Origin of the sequence: Ornithinimicrobium carbonis (assembly GCF_050703245.1) — a bacterium.
Classification (GTDB): Bacteria; Actinomycetota; Actinomycetes; order Actinomycetales; family Dermatophilaceae; genus Ornithinicoccus.
In genome coordinates, this window is sequence record NZ_CP192647.1 from 959,133 (window position 1) to 975,814 (window position 16,682).

The following is a 16,682-nucleotide window of genomic DNA, read 5'->3' on the forward strand; positions in this document are numbered from 1 at the left end:
GTATGACGTCACGCACCGGCACCGGCACCGCCCGCCCGGACCTCGACGAGGTCGAACGGGCCGTCCGTGCCGTGCCCGACCCCGAGATCCCGGTCATCAGCATCGACGACCTGGGCGTCGTCCGGGAGGTCGAGCGGGTCGACACCCCGCAGGGTCCGGGGCTGCGGGTGACGATCACCCCGACCTACTCCGGGTGCCCCGCGATGCGGGTCATGGAGGAGGACGTGGTCGCCGCGGGCGCCCGCGCCCGGCGTGCCGGTCGAGGTGGTCACCCGGCTCGCGCCGGCCTGGACCACCGACTGGATGAGCGAGCAGGGGCGTGAGCAGCTGCTGCGCTTCGGCATCGCCCCGCCCACCGGTCAGCGGGCCCACGGGCCGGTCCCGGTGGGGCTGTCCGTGCGACAGGTGGCCTGCCCCCGGTGCGGGTCGACCGAGACCGAGGAGCTGGCCCGGTTCGGCTCCACCGCCTGCAAGGCGCTGCGGCGGTGCCTGTCCTGCCGCGAGCCGTTCGACGAGTTCAAGACGATCTAGACGCACGCACGGAGGGTCCCCCCCGTGCCCCCGCACCGACCGACACGCCATACCCCGGTCCAGCCCCCACAAGGAGAGCCCGTTGGCCCTGATCCAGCAGCCGACCCGTCGGCGTGCCGCCTTCCACGACCTGACCGTCACCCGCGTCGACCGGCTCACCGACGACGCGGTGGCCATCAGCTTCGCCGTGCCGGAGGAGCTGCGCGAGGAGTTCGACTTCCGGCCCGGGCAGCACCTGACCGTGCGGGCCACCGTCGACGGTCAGGACGTGCGCCGGTCCTACTCCTGCTGCATCTCCCGGGCCGAGTCCCGTCGTCGGGGCGAGGTCCGGGTCGCCTCGGCCCGCGTGCCCGGCGGGGTGATGTCCACCTGGCTCAACGAGCACGTCCGGCCCGGGGACACCCTGCAGGTGATGAGCCCCCTCGGCTCGTTCGTGTGCCCCACCGACCCCGCGACCGCCCGGCACCACGTCGCCGTCGCCGCCGGCTCGGGCATCACCCCGGTGCTGTCGCTGCTGACCACGGCGCTGGAGGAGGAGCCGGACTCGCGGGCCACGCTGGTCTTCGGCAACCGGCGCACGGACTCGATCATGTTCCTCGAGGAGCTGATGGACCTGAAGAACCGCTTCCCGGGGCGGTTCACCCTCTTCACCGTGCTCTCCCGGGAGCGGCAGGACCTGGAGCTGTTCACCGGGCGGATCGACCGCGAGAAGTTCGAGGAGCTGCTGGCCACGTTCGTGCCCGAGGACGAGGTCGACGAGTGGTACCTGTGCGGTCCGTTCGGCATGGTCGAGAGCACCCGGGCCGTCCTGGCCGAGCGGGGGGTGGACCCCGAGCACGTGCACCACGAGATCTTCCACGTCGACGACAGCGGCGGCATCGCGCCGCCACCCGTCGTCGAGCCGGTCGACCCCGGTGCGCCGCCGGAGGCCGTCGTCAGCGTGACGCTGGACGGGCGCACGACCACGGTGCCCATGTCCACGCGGGCCGAGTCGATCCTCGACGCCACCCTGCGCGAGCGCCCGGACGCGCCCTTCTCCTGCACCGGCGGCGTCTGCGGCACCTGCCGCGCCAAGGTGCTCGACGGGGAGGTCCGGATGGACCGCAACTACGCCCTCGAGCCCGACGAGGTCGAGCGGGGCTACCGCCTCATGTGCCAGTCGCACCCGGTCTCGGACACCGTGACGATCGACTACGACGCCTGAGAACGGTCCCGACGTCCGGGCGGGGACGGACCCGTCTCAGGCACCCGGGAGGGAGGCGCTGCCCGCCCCCGGGACGGGCCGCCGTCCCGCCCGGGACGGTGCCCACGCGATCCGGCGGAGCGGGTCCAGCGGACGCAGCTCGGGCGGCACCCGGCCGGTGACGATCTGCTCCGCGAGCAGGTGTCCGGTGACCGGCCCCAGGGTGATGCCCCACATGCCGTGCCCGCCCGCGACGAAGACGCGCTCGGAGGTGGTCCGTCCGACGAGCGGCAGCCCGTCGGCGGTGACGGGCCGCGACCCGACCCACTCGTCCTGACGGTCGTCCAGGGGGATCCCCGCCAGCATCGGCCGGACGGAGTCGACGATGGCCCGGATCCGCCGGGGGTCCAGCGGCTCGTCGGGCCGGCGGAACTCCATCATCCCGGCCACCCGGACCCGGTCGCCCAGCGGCGTCACCGCGACCCGGGCCTCGGGCAGGTAGAGCGGACCCGCGGGCACCCGCTCGGGTTCGACGCTGAAGGAGTAGCCCCGGCCGGCCTGCACGACGTGCCGGACCCCGAACGGTGCGACGAGGTCGCCCAACCAGGCGCCCGTGGCGACGACGACGGCGTCGTAGCGGCCGGCGCCCCCGTCGTCCGTGCCCCGGCTGCCACGGTCGTCCGTGCCCCGGCTGCCACCGTCTCCCGTGCCCCGGCTGTCACCGTCGTGCCCGCCACCTGCCTGCTCACCCCTCCGGGTCCGCAGCTCGACGTGGTCGCCCCGGTCCACCAGCCCGGTCACCTCGGCCCGCGTCAGCAGGGAGCCGCCCCGGTGCCGCACGGAGTCCGCGAGGGCCGCCACGAACCGGACCGGGTCGAGGAAGCGCTGACCCCGGATGAGCACGGCGGCCTCGACCGCCTCGGACACGGCCGGCTCGCGCCGGCGGGCCTCCTGGCCGGAGATCAGCTCATGGTCGACGTGCCCGCCGGCACGGGCGATGTGCCGGAACTCGTCCAGCAGCACCTTGACGTGCCGCACGTCGGTGTAGCAGGCCATCAGCGGGTCGGCGTCCCGCACCGTGCCGTCGACGCCGTGCTCGACGAGGTGGTCGAACGCGTCCAGCGCGCGGTCGTTGAGGGGGAGCAGGGACCGCATGGCCCTCTCCCAGCGGCCCATGGTGCTGTGCCGCACGAACCCGCCGACGAACCGGAGCAGCTGCGGATCGGCCCGGGGCGGGAGGTAGACCGGTGACCCCGGGTTCACCAGGGCCCGGACGCCGTAGCGCAGCACGGCCGGCTCGGGCAGGGGGGTGGCCATCGCCGGGGTGAGCCAGCCCGCGTTGCCCCAGGAGGCACCGGCGGCGACCCCCTCGCGGTCCAGGACGGTGACCTCGACCCCGTGCGCCTGCAGGTGCCAGGCCGTCGCCAGCCCGACCATCCCGGCGCCGACGACGGCGACCCTTCGCGTGCCCGACATCCGACCTCCTCGTCGACCCTTCGTCGCCCCATCGTGGCACCCGGCCGTGACGGACCCCGAGCCGGGTCCGGAGCCGGTGCGGGGACCCGGCCGGTCGGTCGGGGAACCGGCGCTCAGCCGCGCAGCGCGTGCCAGGCCACCCCGATCTCGCCGAGCAGCTCGCGCAGCAGCGGCAGGCTCACCCCGACGACGGCGTGGTAGTCGCCCTCGATGCCGCGCACGTAGGGCCCGCCCAGCCCGTCGACGGTGAACGCCCCGGCCACGTGCAGGGGCTCGCCCGTGGCGACGTAGGCGTCGACCTCCTCGTCGTCGAGGTCGGCGAAGTGGACGACGGTGGACGCGGTCGCACCCAGGGTGGCCCCTGTCCCGCCCTCGCGGTTGTCGACGACCCAGTGGCCGGTGTGCAGCGTGCCGGACCGGCCCCGCATGCGGCGCCACCGCTCGGTGGCCGTGGGAGCGTCGGCGGGCTTGCCGTAGGTCTCCCCGTCCAGCTCGAGCACGGAGTCGCAACCCAGGACGAGGGCGTCGGGGTCCTGCTGTCCCACGACCGCCTCGCACTTGGCCCGCGCGAGGGTGAGCGCCACGTCGGCGGGCGGGAGCACGCCATACCTCTCCTGCGCCCGGGCGAGGGCGGCGTCCTCGTCCACCCCCGAGACCACCACCTCCGGTTCCACGCCCGCGCTCGCCAGGCTGGCCCGGCGCGCGGGGGAGGCGGAGGCCAGCACGAGCGGGACGGAGAGGCTCACAGCTCGCCCAGGACGGCCGCCCGCAGGGTGTCCAGCCCGACGCCGCCGATGTCGAGGGCCCGCCGGTGGAAGGCCTTGAGGTCGAAGTCCGCCCCCTCGCGGCGCCTGGCCCCGTCGCGCAGCTCCAGCCACAGCCGTTCGCCCACCTTGTAGGACGGGGCCTGCCCGGGCCAGCCCAGGTACCGGTCGAGCTCGAAGCGGACGAACCCCTCGTCCATGTTGACGTGGTTGTTGAGGAACTCCCAGGCCTTGTCGTAGGTCCACGCACCGCCGCCGACCTCCTTCGGCGCCTCGAAGCCGCAGTGCACGCCGATGTCGAGCACGACGCGGGCGGCCCGCAGGGACTGGCCGTCCAGCAGCCCCAGCCGGTCGCCCGGGTCGTCCATGTAGCCCAGGTCGGCCATCAGCCACTCGCTGTAGAGCGCCCAGCCCTCGGCGTGCCCGGACGTCCCGGAGGCGAGCCGGCGCCAGCGGTTGAGCAGCTCGGAGCGGTAGACGGTCTGCCCGATCTGCAGGTGGTGGCCCGGGACGCCCTCGTGGTAGACGGTCGTCAGCTCGCGCCAGGTGGAGAACCGGGTGACCCCCTGGGGCACCGACCACCACATCCGCCCGGGCCGGGAGAAGTCCTCCGAGGGGCCGGTGTAGTAGATCCCGCCCGTCTGGCTGGGGGCGATCATGCACTCGATCCGGCGCACGGGCCCGGGGACGTCGAAGTGGCTGCCGGCCAGGTTGGCAACCGCCTCGTCGGCCTTGACCTGCATCCACCCGCGCAGCGCCTCGGTGCCCTCGAGCTGGTATGCCGGGTCGTCGTCGTCGAGGATCTGCACCGCCTCCTTGACGGTGGCGCCGGGGCGGATCTGCTCGGCCGTCTCCTCCATCATCCGGGTGATGCGGGCCAGCTCCTCCTGGCCCCAGACGTAGGTCTCCTCCAGGTCGATGACCGCCCCGAGGAAGCTGCGGGAGCGCAGGGAGTACAGCTCCCTTCCGCAGGCGTCGGACTCGGGAGCCTGGGGAGCCAGCTCGTCCAGGAACGTGGCCAGGGCGCCGAAGGCGGCCTTGGCCGAGCCGGCCGCCGCCGCCAGGAGGCCACGCACCTCCTCCGGCTGCTCGGCCGCCTCCTCCAGGAGGGCGTCGTAGGTGCTAGTGCCCTCCTCGGCCTGGTCCCGGCACTGCTCCGCGACCCTGACCACCTGGCGACGTGGCGCGACCTGGCCCTGCTCGGCCGACCAGGTCAGGGCGGAGGCGAACTGCTCCAGGGCCCGGGGGACGTTGTCGAGCCGCGCGGCGACGGTGCGCCAGTGCTCCTCGGTCTCCTTGCCCATGAGGTCGAAGATGTCGCGGACGTCCTGGGGCGCGGACGCGATGACGTTGAGGTCCACCGGAGCGCGACCACCCAGGACGAGGTCGAGCTCCTCGACCTCCAGGCCGAGCCGCTCGCGGAGCGCGGAGACCGTCACCCTGTCGGTGTCGTCCTGGGGCTCGAGCCGGTCGAGCTGCTCCAGGGTGGTGGTGCACAGGTCCCGCCGGGCGCGCAGCCCCTCGATCGAGAGGTCGTCGATCCGGTCGTCGGCGCCGGGCACCCCCAGGTAGGTCGCCTCCATCGGGCTGAGGGCCACCGCCGCGTCGAGGTGGGCCTCGGCCAGGCGGTCGATGTCGGTCTGTGGGCGATTCTGCGAGGTCTCGTTCACGGGGCCGACGCTACCCCCAGGGGTCGTGGGGACGGCAGGAGGTCTGCGGCGCGGACCTCGCGGCGTGCCCGGGCGCATACCGTGTCGTCCATGACTGCGCGCGTCCGCTCCACCAACGTGGCCCACCCCAAGCCGGAACCGGGAGGCAAGCCCTACGCGACCGGGATCGACAAGCGCCCCGTCCCGGCGATCGAGGTCGCGCGTCCCGGGCCGAGCTACGGCGACGGCTCGGGGGTCGTCGGGGACCACGTGGGGGACGAGCGCCACCACGGCGGCGCCCACAAGGCGGTCTACGCCTACGCCCGGGAGGAGCTGGACCACTGGGAGGGTGAGCTGGCCCGCGGGCTCTCGGACGGCACCTTCGGGGAGAACCTCACCACCGAGGGCGTCGACCTGGAGAGCCTCCTGCTCAACCAGCGGCTGCGGGTGGGCGAGGAGGTCGTGCTGGAGGTGTCGGTGGCGCGCTCGCCGTGCTCCACGTTCGCCGGGCATCTCGGTGAGCGGGGCTGGGTGCGACGGTTCACCGAGCGTGGCCGGTGCGGCGTCTACCTGCGGGTCGTCGTCCCGGGGACGGTGCGGGCCGGCGACGAGATCGAGGTGCTCGCACCGCCGGACCACGACATCGACATGCGGGTGGCGTTCGCGGCGGCGATGGGGGACGACGCGGCGGCCGTCAAGGTGCTCGCCGCGTCCTGCCTGCCGGCGATGTACCACGAGAGGCTCGCCGCCCGCGTCCGCGCGAAGGGCTGAGGAGGCGCGCCATACGGCGGGTCGGCGCGGCAGGGCGAAGGCCCGCCAGCCGTCCGCTCAGCGCGGCAGGGCGAAGGCCCGCCAGCCGTCCGCTCAGCGCGGCAGGGCCGAGGCCCGCCAGCCGTCGGGACCGACGGCCGGACGGGGTCGGGCGAAGCGGGACCGCGCGGTCCAGAGGGTCCGGCGGTGGGGGCCGTCGCCGGACCCCCCGTCGCCCGAGCCGGCAGCAGCAAGCACCACGGCCAGGGCCGCCACCTGCTCGGGGGTGGGGTTGCCGCGCTCGACCCGGATGACCCCGGTCCCGGCCGGCACGCCCTCGCCCGCGGTCGCGTCGTCCCCCGCGGTCCGGTCCTCACCCGCGGTCGGCCCGCCGCTCACAGGGGGATGTTCCCGTGCTTGCGCGGTGCCCGGTTGGACCGCTTGGAGCGCAGGTGGCGCAGCGCCCTGGCCACCTGCACCCGGGTCTGGGACGGCTCGATGACCGCGTCGACGTACCCGCGCTCGGCCGCCACGTAGGGGTTGGCCAGGGTGTCCTCGTACTCCTGGATCCGGCGCTGACGCTCGGCCTCGACGTCCCCGCCCTCGGCGGCGACCGTGGCCAGCTCGCGCCGGTAGAGGATGTTCGCGGCCCCCTGGGCCCCCATGACCGCGATCTGCGCCGTCGGCCAGGCCAGGTTGACGTCGGCCCCCAGGTGCTTGGATCCCATGACGTCGTAGGCGCCGCCGTAGGCCTTGCGCGTGATGACCGTGACGAGCGGCACCGTCGCCTCGGCGTAGGCGTAGAGCAGCTTGGCCCCGCGCCGGATGATGCCGCCGAACTCCTGGTCGGTGCCGGGCAGGAACCCGGGCACGTCGACGAAGGTGAGGATCGGCAGGTTGAACGCGTCGCACGTGCGCACGAACCGGGCGGCCTTCTCCGAGGCGTCGATGTCCAGGGTCCCGGCCAGCTGCATCGGCTGGTTGGCCACGATGCCCACCGACCGGCCCTCGACCCGGCCGAACCCGACCACGATGTTGGGCGCGAACAGCTCCTGGACCTCCAGGAAGTCGCCGTCGTCGACCACGGTCCTGATCGCGGTCTTGATGTCGTAGGGCACGTTGGGGGAGTCCGGCACGAGGGTGTCCAGGGCCTCGTCCTCGGCGTCGACCTCCTCGTCCACCTCGGCGTCGAAGGCCGGCGGGTCCTCGAGGTTGTTCTGCGGCAGGAAGCCGAGCAGCTCCTTGACGTAGTCGAGCGCGTCGTCCTCGTCGCTGGCCATGTAGTGCGCCACGCCGGAGGTCGAGTTGTGCGTGCGGGCCCCGCCCAGCTCCTCGAAGGTCACGTCCTCCCCGGTGACCGTCTTGATGACGTCCGGCCCGGTGATGAACATGTGCGAGGTCTGGTCGACCATGACGACGAAGTCGGTGATCGCCGGGGAGTAGACCGCGCCGCCCGCGCACGGACCCAGAACGAGCGAGATCTGGGGGATGACCCCGGAGGCGTCGACGTTGCGGCGGAAGATCTCGGCGTACAGGCCCAGGGCGACCACGCCCTCCTGGATGCGGGCCCCGCCGGAGTCGTTGATCCCCACGACCGGGCAGCCGATCTTCATCGCCAGGTCCATGACCTTGACGATCTTCTCGCCGAAGACCTCGCCCAGCGACCCCCCGAAGACGGTGAAGTCCTGGGAGAAGACCGCGACCGGCCGGCCGTCGATCGTCCCGTACCCGGTGATGACCCCGTCCCCGTAGGGCCGGTTCCGCTCCTGCCCGAACGCGGTCGAGCGGTGCCGCGCCAGGGCGTCCAGCTCGGTGAAGCTCCCATCGTCCAGCAGGGCCTCGACCCGCTCGCGGGCGGTCTTCTTGCCCCGGGCGTGCTGCTTCTCCACGGCCTTGGCGGATCCGGCGTGCACGGCGTCGTCGACCCGGGCGCGCAGGTCGGCGAGCCGGCCGGCGGTCGTGCGCAGGTCGGGCCCCTCGCTGCTGCTCTCGCCGGTCGGGTCGGCGCTGACGGTCTCACTCATGGGTCCGAACCTACCCTTGACCGCATGAGCGTCGTGCGATGGGCCGCACCCGAGCGGCACGAGTCGATCGGCTCCACCAACACCGAGGCCCTGGCGGCTCCACGGCCCGGCCGGGTCGTCGTCGCCGACCACCAGAGCGAGGGCCGGGGGCGGCGAGGACGGCGCTGGGACTCCCCGCCCGGGAGGGGTATGGCGATCAGCGCCGTGGTCCCGCCCGTGCCCCCCGGGTCGATGGGCTGGCTCCCCCTCGTCGCCGGCCTGGCGCTCGTGCGGGCGCTGACCGAGAGCCGGTGGCCGGTACCGGCGGCCCTCAAGTGGCCCAACGACGTGCTGGCGCTCCTGCGCGGCCCGGACGTATCGCGCACCCCGGACCCTTCCCAGCAGCCCGTCCGCACCACCGACGACGGCCGGGCGTGGGGCAAGGTCGCCGGGATCCTGACCCAGGTGGCGGACGCCCCTGCCCGCGCCGTCGTCGTCGGCACGGGCCTGAACGTCGACCACGCGTCGGACGAGCTGCCCGTCCCCACGGCCACCTCGTGGCGGCTGGCCCGCGGCGGCGCCCCGCTGCCCGAGGATGCCCGGACGGACCTGCTCGAGCACTACCTGCACCACCTGGCCGACCTGCACGGGCGGCTCGCCGAGGGGGACGTCGCGGGAGTGGGGGCCGTGCGCACGGCATACCTCGAGCACTGCCTCACGGTCGGGCGCCCGGTGCTGGTGCACCGGCCCGACGGAGGCCGCACCCGGGGGACCGCCGTGAGCGTCGATCCCGACGGAGCCCTCGTGGTCGAGGGACCGGAGGGCCGCAGCGTGCACCACGCCGGCGACGTGGAGCACGTCCGGCCGGGGTGAGCCAGCGGGTCACCCGCGGTCGGGGCGGCGCCGGACGCTACCCTGCCAGCCATGGACGCACCCACGATGCTGCAGGTCACCCGGCACGGGGAGGACGGTCACGTGGTCGAGGTGGCCCTCGACCGGCCCGCCGCGATGAACGCGATCAGCACCGACCTCTCCCGCGAGATCACCGCGACGATGACCGGGCTCGCAGCCGACGACGGCGTGCGCGCCGTGGTCGTCACCAGCACCTCCCCCCGGGCCTTCTGCGTCGGTGCCGACCTCAAGGAGCGCAACGGCTTCACGGACGCCCAGATGATGGACCACCGGCTGGTCACCCGGAAGGCCTACCGGGCCGTGCTCGACCTGCCCGTGCCGGCCGTCGCGGCGGTCGAGGGTTATGCCCTCGGGGGCGGGCTGGAGATCGCGCTCAGCTGCGACCTCGTCGTGGCCGGCGAGGAGGCGACCGTCGGCCTGCCCGAGGTCGGCGTCGGGGTGGTGCCCGGCGGCGGGGGCACCCAGCTGGTCACCCGCAGGGTGGGGTGGTCCCGGGCCGCGTCGATGATCTTCACCGGTCGACGGATGACGGCCCGGGAGGGTCACGAGCTCGGCGTCCTGGACGAGCTCGTGACCGCCGGCACCGCGCGCGACCGCGCCCTGGAGCTGGCGACGCTGATCGCCGGCAACTCCCCCGTGGCCGTGCGCAACGCCAAGCGCGCGATGCGCCTGGGCATGGGGGCCGACCTCGCCGCCGGGCTGGAGATCGAGGACGGGGCCTGGCGCGCCACGGCCTTCAGCGGCGACCGTGCGGAGGGCGTGGCCGCCTTCGCCGAGAAGCGCACCCCCCGGTGGCCGGGGCGCTGAGCCCCCGACCCAGCGCATACTGTTCTGTCCGGGTGCCCGTCGGGCGCCGGACCGACGGGAGGAGGACGACGTGAGCACCAAGGTGCTGCTGGCCGAGGACGACCCCACGATCTCGGAACCGCTGGCGCGGGCCCTGCGACGCGAGGGGTACGAGGTCACCGTCGCCGAGGACGGCCGCGCCGCCCTGACCGAGGGCTCGCGCACCGGCGTCTACGACCTGCTCGTGCTCGACCTGGGGCTGCCCCGGCTCGACGGCCTGGCCGTCTGCCGCGGGCTGCGGGACGCCGGCATCGGGATCCCCGTGCTGATGCTGACCGCCCGCACCGAGGAGATCGACACCGTCGTGGGGCTGGACGCCGGAGCCGACGACTACGTGAGCAAGCCGTTCCGGCTCGGCGAGCTGCTCGCCCGCGTCCGGGCGCTGCTGCGGCGCGGCCCGGAACCGCCGACGCGCCCCTCGCCGGGGTCGCTGCGCATCGACGTCGACGCCCGGCGGGTGTTCCTCCACGACGAGGAGGTCCGCCTGACGACCAAGGAGTTCGACCTGCTCCGCGTCCTCATGCGCGAGGAGGGCCGTGTCGTCCCCCGCGAGGTGCTCATGCGCGAGGTGTGGGACAGCTGGTACGGCTCGACCAAGACCCTGGACATGCACGTCTCGGTGCTGCGCCGCAAGATCGGCGACGACGCCCACGACCCGCGCTACATCGTCACCGTCCGCGGGGTGGGCTTCCGCTTCCAGAACGACCCCCAGGACTGAGGCCGCGCCGTGCGGGCGGTCTTCCGCGAGCTCGCCCGACGGGTCGCCCTGTCCGTGCTGGGGGTCGTCTCCGGGGTCTTGGTCGCGATCGGCTGGATCCTGGCGCAGGTCCAGAGCGCGACCGGGGGTGAGCCCGGCGGGCTGCCCTGGTGGGGCCTGCTCATCGCCACCGTGTCCGGTGCGCTCGCGGTCGTCGGCATCAGCTTCCCCCTGGCCCGCCACCAGGCCGACCACGTCGGCGAGACGGTGATCGACCCCCTGCGCCGGCTGGCCCACCGGGCCGACGAGATGGCCTCCGGAGGGTTCGCCCTGGACCCCGAGGCCCGGCCGGGCCGGTTCGTGGAGCCGGGCCCGTGGCCCCAGAGCGTCCCCGAGATCGACGCGATCGTGCGGGAGGTGGACCGCCACCACACCACCTTCGCCCGGGCACTGGTGTCCGAGCGCTCCTTCGCCGCCGACGCCTCCCACCAGCTGCGCACCCCCCTGGCCGCGCTCCTCCTGCGGCTGGAGGAGATCGCCCAGGCCGATGACGCCGCGGTCGCCAGGCACGAGGCGGACATCGCCATCAGCCAGGTCGAACGGCTGACCGGGGTGGTGGACGAGCTGCTGCGCCGCACCCGCGTGGGGCACGCCTCGGGGGGCGGGCTCTCCTCCGTGGACCAGGTGCTCGCCGGCCTGGACGCCGAGTGGACGCCGGCCCTGGAGGAGGAGGGCCGCGAGATCGTCCTCACCAGCGAGCGCGGCATGATCGTCGAGGCGAGCGCGTCCTCCCTGTCGCAGGTGCTCAACACCCTGGTCGAGAACTCGCTCCTGCACGGGGCCGGCACGGTCCACGTGCACGCCGGCCGCTCCGGACCCTCCGCGGTCTTCACCGTCGCCGACGAGGGGGCGGGCATCGCGCTGGAGATGTCCCGCTCGGTCTTCGACCGGGCGGTGACCACCGGCGGCGGCACCGGCCTGGGCCTGGCCGTCGCCCGCGAGACGGCCGAGTCGCTCGGCGGACGGCTGGAGCTCACCCGGCTGGCTCCGCCGATGTTCTCCCTCTACCTGACCCTGGCCGAGATGCCCTGAGCCGCCGCCCGGCGGGCCTCGCGCTCCTCCTCGGCGAGCTCCTCGCGGAAGACGAACGTGCGGTAGGCCCAGAACCGGAACAGCGTGCCCAGCGCGAGCCCGATGCCGTTGGCGGCCACGTTGTCGGCCAGCTGGCTGTCCAGCCCCAGCACGTAGCGGGAGATCGCCAGGCAGGCCAGCGCGATGCCCAGGCCGACGGCGTTGAAGAGGACGAACAGGACCAGCTCGCGGCCCATCGCCTCGCTGCGCCGCCGCCGGAAGGTCCACCACCGGTTGCCCATCCAGGAGAACATCGTCGCCACGCTCGTGGACAGGACCTTGCCCAGCAGCGGGGCGCGGCCAGCCAGCGGTCCCTCCGTCAGGCCCGGCAGCCCGAACACCAGCAGGTTGTACAGCGTCGTGTCCAGCACGAACGCGACCGCGCCCACGGTGCCGAACTTGGCGACCTCGGCCACGAGGGACCGCCACGCCGCGCGCAGGCGGGCGGCCACGGAGGGTCGGGCGGAGGGCACCGCGGGAGTCTACGCAACCGAACTGGATAGGCTCGGCCTCCGTGAGCACCGCACCCACCCCGTCCCCCTCCCCGCCCCTTCGTGCCGAGGGCGGGTTCCCGGTCGTCGGCATCGTCGGCGGCGGGCAGCTGGCCCGGATGTGCCAGCCGCCCGCGGTCGGCCTGTCGCTGACGCTGTCCGTGCTGGCCGAGTCCGAGGACGCCAGCGCCGCGCTTGTCGTGCCGCACAGCCCGGTCGGGGCGCACACCGACGCCGCCGCCGTCCTGGAGTGGGCCCGGCACTGCGACGTGGTGACCTTCGACCACGAGCACGTGCCGGCCGAGGTGCTCGACGAGCTGGTCCGCGCGGGGGTGCCGGTGCACCCCTCGCCGGAGGCGCTGGTCCACGCGCAGGACAAGCTGGCCATGCGCCGTCGGCTGACCGACCTCGGCATCCCGTGCCCCGCCTGGACCTGCGCCCGCAGCGCCCAGGACGTGGAGGACTTCGCCGCCCGGGCGGGCTGGCCCGTCGTGGCCAAGACCCCGCGCGGGGGCTACGACGGCAAGGGGGTGCGGGTATGCCGCGGCGCGGCCGACCTGGACGACTGGCTCGGGCAGGTGGGCGAGCCGGGTGCGCTGGCCGACGGGATCCTCCTGGAGGAGGCCGTGGACTTCACCCGCGAGCTGGCCGTGCTCGTGGCCCGCAGCCCCTCGGGCCAGGCCGCGGCCTGGCCGGTGGTGGAGACGGTCCAGACCGACGGCATCTGCACCGAGGTGCTGGCCCCGGCCCCGGAGCTGGACGAGGAGCTGGCCAGCGCGGCCACGGAGGGCGCCCTGCGGATCGTGGGCGAGCTGGAGGTGACCGGCGTGCTGGCCGTGGAGATGTTCGAGGTGCGGGGGCCCGACGGGGCGCCGGGCTACCTGGTCAACGAGCTGGCGATGCGCCCCCACAACAGCGGCCACTGGACGATCGAGGGGGCGGTCACCAGCCAGTTCGAGCAGCACCTGCGCGCGGTCCTGGACCTGCCGCTGGGCGACCCCTCGGCCCGCTCCGGGTGGACGGTGATGGCGAACGTGCTGGGCGGCGAGCACCCCGACCTGTACCCGACCTACCGCCACCTCATGGCGCGCGACCCGGGGCTGAAGATCCACCTCTACGGCAAGGGTGTGCGTCCGGGACGCAAGCTGGGCCACGTGACGGTGTTCGGGGACGACCTCGACGCCGGCTTCCTCCCCGCCCTCCGGGAGCGTGCCCGGCACGCCGCCGACTACCTCCAAGGAGTGGTGACCGAGTGAGCACCGACGAGACCCCCGGGGTGGTCCCCACCTCCGCGCCCCCCACCCAGGCGCCCGCGCCGCTCGTCGGCCTGGTGATGGGCAGCGACAGCGACTGGCCAGTGATGGAGGCCGCCGCCTCGGTGCTCGAGGAGTTCGGCGTCCCCTACGAGGCCGACGTCGTCTCCGCGCACCGGATGCCGACGGAGATGATCGAGTACGGCCGCTCGGCCGCCGACCGCGGCCTGCGGGTGATCGTCGCCGGTGCCGGCGGTGCCGCCCACCTGCCCGGCATGCTCGCCTCGGTGACCGTGCTGCCCGTGATCGGCGTGCCCGTGCCGCTCAAGCACCTCGACGGCATGGACTCCCTGCTGTCCATCGTCCAGATGCCGGCGGGCATCCCGGTGGCCACCGTCTCCGTCGCCGGGGCCCGCAACGCCGGCCTGCTGGCGGTCCGCGTGCTCGCCGCGGGTGAGGGGGGACGGGCGGCGGCCTGGCGGGAGCAGCTGGCCCGGTTCGCCGACGACCTGCGCGACCAGGCGCACGCCAAGGGCGTGCGACTGCGGGAGCGGCACCGCTGACCGCCCCCCGGGGCGGCCGCGCCGCCCCGGGGCTGGGTCTGGCGCCGTGGGCTTCGGACCCTTCGTGCCCCAGGGCCGGGTCCGCCCTGGGCAGACCGGACCGGGCGGTCCGCCCCGCTGACCCGCGAGTAGGCTGCGGCCCATGAGCGACTTCGACCTGTTCCGGATCAACGAGGACCACGAGGCGCTGCGCGAGGCGGTGCGCGAGGTCACGGCGGCGCAGATCACCCCGCACGCCGCCTCCGTCGACGAGGAGGGCCGCTTCCCCGTCGAGGCGCTCAAGGCGCTCGTGGCGACCGACTTCCACGCTCCGCACGTCCCGGAGGAGTACGACGGGGTCGGTGCCGACGCCCTGGCCACCTGCATCGTCATCGAGGAGGTCGCCCGCGGCTGCGCCAGCTCCTCGCTCATCCCCGCGGTCAACAAGCTCGGCACGGTGCCGCTGCTCCTGGCGGCGAGCGAGGAGATCAAGCAGAAGTACCTGCCGCCGGTCGCCCGCGGCGAGGCGATGTTCTCCTACGGCCTGTCCGAGGCGGGCGCCGGGTCCGACACCGCCGGGATGACGTGCAAGGCGATCGCGACCCCCGACGGCGACCACTACGTCCTCAACGGGCAGAAGTCCTGGATCACCAACGCTGGCGAGTCGCAGTTCTACACGGTCATGGCCGTCACCGACCCCGACGGCCCCAGGGGGCGCAACGTCAGCGCGTTCGTCGTGGAGAAGGACGACGCGGGCTTCACCTTCGGCGCCCCGGAGAAGAAGATGGGGATCAAGGGCAGCCCCACGCGGGAGCTGCACTTCGACGACTGCCGCATCCCCGCCGACCGGATGGTCGGCGGGCCCGGTGAGGGCCTGAAGATCGCTCTGCGCACCCTCGACCACACCCGGGTCACGATCGGCGCCCAGGCGGTGGGCATCGCGCAGGGCGCCCTGGACGCCGCCCTGGCCTACGTCAAGGAGCGCCAGCAGTTCGGCAAGGCGGTCGCGGAGTTCCAGGGCGTGCAGTTCATGCTCGCCGACATGGGGATGAAGCTCGAGGCGGCCCGCCAGATGGTCTACGTGGCGGCGGCCAAGTCCGAGCGCGGCGACGACGACCTGACCTTCTTCGGGGCCGCGGCCAAGTGCTTCGCCTCCGACGTGGCGATGGAGGTCACCACCGACGCGGTGCAGCTCTTCGGCGGCTACGGCTACACCAGGGACTTCCCGGTCGAGCGGATGATGCGCGACGCCAAGATCACCCAGATCTACGAGGGGACCAACCAGATCCAGCGGGTCGTCATGGCGCGCCAGCTGCTCAAGGGGTAGTCCCTGCCCGCCCGTCCCGAAAACCCCTGGCCGCCCGGCGTGGGGCTCGGCAGACTGGGCCCATGAGTGCGCACCCCTGGCAGGACGTCCTGGACGAGGCGCGCCGCCTCGAGGTCGAGGACGGCCTCTCCGGGATCCTGCGGGTCTCCCGCGACGAGGAGGTGCTGCTGGAGTCCTGCCTGGGCCTCGCCGACCGGGCGGGCGGCATACCCGTGCATCCCGGCACCCGGTTCGCCACCGCCTCCCTCAGCAAGATGTTCACCGCGGTCGGGGTCCTCGACGCCGCGGGGCGGGAGGAGATGGGGGTGCACGACCGCCTGGTCGACGTCCTGCCCCCGGAGCTGCGCCCCGGCACCCTGAGCCCGGACGTCACGGTCCACCACCTGCTCTCGCACACCTCCGGCATCGCCGACTACTTCGAGGAGGACGAGGACCTGCCGGGGTACCGGGAGGACTACGGCGACATCTGGGACCGGGTCCCCAACTACCGGGTCCGCGACTACGCGGCGCTCCTGCCGCTCTTCGCGGACCTGCCCCCGGTGTGCCCGCCGGGCACCGCCTACCACTACAGCAACGCGGGCTACGTGCTGCTGGGGATCCTGCTGTCGCACGTCTCGGGGATGCCCTTCGTCGAGGCCGTGACGACGAGGGGGTGCTGGAGCCCGCCGGGATGACGGACAGCGGCTACCCGCCTTCGACGAGGTCCACCCGGACGTGGCGACCGGTCACCTGCCGCCGCTGGGCCCGGGCCGCCCGTGGCGCACGAACATCTACTCCGTCCACCCCGTCGGTGGCGGCGACGGGGGAGCGGTGGTCACCGCCCGGGACGTCGAACGGTTCCTGCGCGCGGTGCAGCAGGGAGGGGTATGGCGCGGGGTCGCCCCCGCGGACCTGCTCACCCCGCGCGTGCGGGCCGGGGGAGCGTGGTCGGTCGGCTACGGCGTCGAGATCCGCGACGACGGCGTCTTCGGCAAGGACGGCGGGGACCCCGGGGTGTTCGCCGTCGCGCTCCGCCGTCCGGCGGACGGCACCACCCTGGTGGTCCTGGCCAACGTGGACGAGGAGGCGGTCCCGGGGCTTCCCGACCTGACGAGGTCGCTCGTGGGCGCGGTGCTGGGGCGCTGAGC

General features: G+C 74.1%; 17 protein-coding genes and 1 pseudogene. 12 read left to right on the forward strand and 6 right to left on the reverse strand.

The genetic code is table 11. From position 1 onward, the window contains the following. Positions 1-2: 2 nt before the first annotated feature. Together paaD and paaE are read left to right on the forward strand one after the other, a co-directional pair. Positions 3-531 (forward strand): annotated as a pseudogene (gene paaD / locus ACQ95T_RS04950) (1,2-phenylacetyl-CoA epoxidase subunit PaaD). A gap of 82 nt (positions 532-613) precedes the next feature. Beyond that, positions 614-1,735 carry a 1,2-phenylacetyl-CoA epoxidase subunit PaaE gene (gene paaE / locus ACQ95T_RS04955; RefSeq protein WP_425939851.1) on the forward strand — a complete coding sequence of 374 codons (1,122 nt, stop codon included), beginning with the start codon at positions 614-616 and terminating at the stop codon, positions 1,733-1,735. A 36-nt stretch (positions 1,736-1,771) separates the two neighbouring features. Here paaE and ACQ95T_RS04960 read toward each other — a convergent pair whose 3' ends face one another. The 3 genes from ACQ95T_RS04960 to ACQ95T_RS04970 all read right to left on the reverse strand — a co-directional run bounded on the left by ACQ95T_RS04960 (position 1,772) and on the right by ACQ95T_RS04970 (position 5,624). After that, entirely contained in the window at positions 1,772-3,190 is a 1,419-nt protein-coding gene (locus tag ACQ95T_RS04960) for an NAD(P)/FAD-dependent oxidoreductase (protein WP_425939852.1), read from the reverse strand. Between the two features lie 113 nt (positions 3,191-3,303). Beyond that, complete coding sequence (locus ACQ95T_RS04965; RefSeq protein ID WP_425939854.1) at positions 3,304-3,936, reverse strand: Maf family protein; 633 nt, start codon at positions 3,934-3,936, stop codon at positions 3,304-3,306. After that, positions 3,933-5,624 carry a DUF885 domain-containing protein gene (locus ACQ95T_RS04970; RefSeq protein WP_431473591.1) on the reverse strand — a complete coding sequence of 564 codons (1,692 nt, stop codon included), beginning with the start codon at positions 5,622-5,624 and terminating at the stop codon, positions 3,933-3,935. The genes ACQ95T_RS04965 and ACQ95T_RS04970 overlap by 4 nt, the downstream gene beginning before the upstream one ends. Positions 5,625-5,714: 90 nt before the next feature. Here ACQ95T_RS04970 and ACQ95T_RS04975 point away from each other — a divergent pair, with 90 nt between their 5' ends. Then, positions 5,715-6,374, forward strand: a complete 660-nt coding sequence (locus tag ACQ95T_RS04975; RefSeq protein ID WP_425939858.1) for an MOSC domain-containing protein — start codon at positions 5,715-5,717, stop codon at positions 6,372-6,374. A gap of 93 nt (positions 6,375-6,467) precedes the next feature. Here the strand turns inward: ACQ95T_RS04975 and ACQ95T_RS04980 are convergent, their stop codons facing one another. Further along, positions 6,468-6,752, reverse strand: a complete 285-nt coding sequence (locus ACQ95T_RS04980; protein ID WP_425939860.1) for an acyl-CoA carboxylase epsilon subunit — start codon at positions 6,750-6,752, stop codon at positions 6,468-6,470. Continuing rightward, positions 6,749-8,377, reverse strand: a complete 1,629-nt coding sequence (locus tag ACQ95T_RS04985) for an acyl-CoA carboxylase subunit beta (RefSeq protein WP_425939862.1) — start codon at positions 8,375-8,377, stop codon at positions 6,749-6,751. The genes ACQ95T_RS04980 and ACQ95T_RS04985 overlap by 4 nt, the downstream gene beginning before the upstream one ends. 24 nt (positions 8,378-8,401) lie before the next feature. Between ACQ95T_RS04985 and ACQ95T_RS04990 the strand changes: the two genes are divergently transcribed. From ACQ95T_RS04990 to ACQ95T_RS05005, 4 genes are all read left to right on the forward strand, one after another. Further along, a complete protein-coding gene (locus tag ACQ95T_RS04990) occupies positions 8,402-9,229 on the forward strand; it encodes a biotin--[acetyl-CoA-carboxylase] ligase (RefSeq protein ID WP_425939864.1) in 828 nt (275 codons plus the stop codon). 51 nt (positions 9,230-9,280) lie between these two features. Then, positions 9,281-10,075: an enoyl-CoA hydratase/isomerase family protein gene (locus ACQ95T_RS04995; RefSeq protein ID WP_425939866.1), complete on the forward strand. Its 795-nt coding sequence runs from the start codon at positions 9,281-9,283 to the stop codon at positions 10,073-10,075. Positions 10,076-10,145: 70 nt separating this feature from the next. Then, on the forward strand, positions 10,146-10,832 hold the full coding sequence (locus tag ACQ95T_RS05000; protein WP_425939868.1) for a response regulator transcription factor: 687 nt from the start codon (positions 10,146-10,148) through the stop codon (positions 10,830-10,832). Positions 10,833-10,841: 9 nt separating this feature from the next. After that, a complete protein-coding gene (locus ACQ95T_RS05005; RefSeq protein ID WP_425939870.1) occupies positions 10,842-11,903 on the forward strand; it encodes a sensor histidine kinase in 1,062 nt (353 codons plus the stop codon). Here ACQ95T_RS05005 and ACQ95T_RS05010 read toward each other — a convergent pair. Further along, positions 11,876-12,415: a GtrA family protein gene (locus tag ACQ95T_RS05010; RefSeq protein WP_431473592.1), complete on the reverse strand. Its 540-nt coding sequence runs from the start codon at positions 12,413-12,415 to the stop codon at positions 11,876-11,878. The two genes, ACQ95T_RS05005 and ACQ95T_RS05010, sit on opposite strands and share 28 nt — an antisense overlap. 41 nt (positions 12,416-12,456) lie before the next feature. On the opposite strand from ACQ95T_RS05010, the gene ACQ95T_RS05015 reads away from it, so the two are divergent. The 5 genes from ACQ95T_RS05015 to ACQ95T_RS05035 all read left to right on the forward strand — a co-directional run bounded on the left by ACQ95T_RS05015 (position 12,457) and on the right by ACQ95T_RS05035 (position 16,680). After that, on the forward strand, positions 12,457-13,689 hold the full coding sequence (locus ACQ95T_RS05015; RefSeq protein WP_425939873.1) for a 5-(carboxyamino)imidazole ribonucleotide synthase: 1,233 nt from the start codon (positions 12,457-12,459) through the stop codon (positions 13,687-13,689). Between the two features lie 77 nt (positions 13,690-13,766). Then, positions 13,767-14,249: a 5-(carboxyamino)imidazole ribonucleotide mutase gene (gene purE / locus ACQ95T_RS05020; protein WP_425940044.1), complete on the forward strand. Its 483-nt coding sequence runs from the start codon at positions 13,767-13,769 to the stop codon at positions 14,247-14,249. Positions 14,250-14,391: 142 nt separating this feature from the next. After that, complete coding sequence (locus tag ACQ95T_RS05025; RefSeq protein WP_425939875.1) at positions 14,392-15,555, forward strand: acyl-CoA dehydrogenase family protein; 1,164 nt, start codon at positions 14,392-14,394, stop codon at positions 15,553-15,555. A gap of 62 nt (positions 15,556-15,617) precedes the next feature. Continuing rightward, a complete protein-coding gene (locus tag ACQ95T_RS05030; protein WP_431473593.1) occupies positions 15,618-16,229 on the forward strand; it encodes a serine hydrolase domain-containing protein in 612 nt (203 codons plus the stop codon). A 40-nt stretch (positions 16,230-16,269) separates the two neighbouring features. Then, positions 16,270-16,680, forward strand: a complete 411-nt coding sequence (locus tag ACQ95T_RS05035) for a serine hydrolase (RefSeq protein ID WP_431473594.1) — start codon at positions 16,270-16,272, stop codon at positions 16,678-16,680. Positions 16,681-16,682: the final 2 nt, after the last annotated feature.

Coding starts and splice junctions, on each gene's coding strand:
- ACQ95T_RS05025 (WP_425939875.1), top strand. CDS start 14,392: ATGAGCGACTTCGACCTGTTCCGGATCAACGAGGACCACGAGGCGCTG.
- ACQ95T_RS04975 (WP_425939858.1), top strand. CDS start 5,715: ATGACTGCGCGCGTCCGCTCCACCAACGTGGCCCACCCCAAGCCGGAA.
- purE (WP_425940044.1), top strand. CDS start 13,767: ATGGGCAGCGACAGCGACTGGCCAGTGATGGAGGCCGCCGCCTCGGTG.
- ACQ95T_RS04995 (WP_425939866.1), top strand. CDS start 9,281: ATGGACGCACCCACGATGCTGCAGGTCACCCGGCACGGGGAGGACGGT.
- ACQ95T_RS04990 (WP_425939864.1), top strand. CDS start 8,402: ATGAGCGTCGTGCGATGGGCCGCACCCGAGCGGCACGAGTCGATCGGC.
- ACQ95T_RS04985 (WP_425939862.1), bottom strand. CDS start 8,377: ATGAGTGAGACCGTCAGCGCCGACCCGACCGGCGAGAGCAGCAGCGAG.
- ACQ95T_RS05030 (WP_431473593.1), top strand. CDS start 15,618: ATGAGTGCGCACCCCTGGCAGGACGTCCTGGACGAGGCGCGCCGCCTC.
- ACQ95T_RS04960 (WP_425939852.1), bottom strand. CDS start 3,190: ATGTCGGGCACGCGAAGGGTCGCCGTCGTCGGCGCCGGGATGGTCGGG.